Origin of the sequence: Nonomuraea sp. LPB2021202275-12-8, assembly GCF_037044575.1 — a bacterium.
In the GTDB taxonomy this organism is placed as follows: domain Bacteria; phylum Actinomycetota; class Actinomycetes; order Streptosporangiales; family Streptosporangiaceae; genus Nonomuraea.
On sequence record NZ_JBAHWD010000164.1, the window covers coordinates 1 to 400 of the forward strand.

At 69.5% G+C, this 400-nt stretch carries 1 protein-coding gene; it reads left to right on the top strand.

From position 1 onward, the window contains the following. A partial coding sequence (locus V5E28_RS49190) for a hypothetical protein (RefSeq protein ID WP_336217216.1) occupies window positions 1–229 on the top strand: 229 nt, incomplete at its 5' end. Between the last annotated feature and the right edge of the window lie 171 nt (window positions 230–400).

Below are 400 nucleotides of genomic sequence, written 5' to 3' on the forward strand. Positions count from 1 at the left end.
GGGTGACCAGCTCAGTGCCGGCGACACCGTCTCCCTGGACTGGACCTACAAGGGTGAGGTGAAGAACTGCCACGCCACCGTTGGCGGCGGGTACGACTCGGTCACGTCGCGGGCGGTCAACGAGGGCACCGAGGGCCGCTATTTCCGCGGCTGCGTCAAGACCACTGCGTGGGATTGCACCTCCTGGGGCAACAGCACCGATCCGGGCCCGGGCTGGGATCTGGACTAGGCGCTCACTCAGGACGGCCGTGGTGGACAGGACCAGCCCAGCAGGTGGATATCGGCCTCCTGCTGGGCTGCCCGGCGCAGCGTGGCGACGCGCTCTCGGTTGACGCCGAGCAGCTCGGCGGCCTGCTCGCGCGCCTGCTGCAGGACGGTCGGCCGGGTGTTGCGTCGTGAT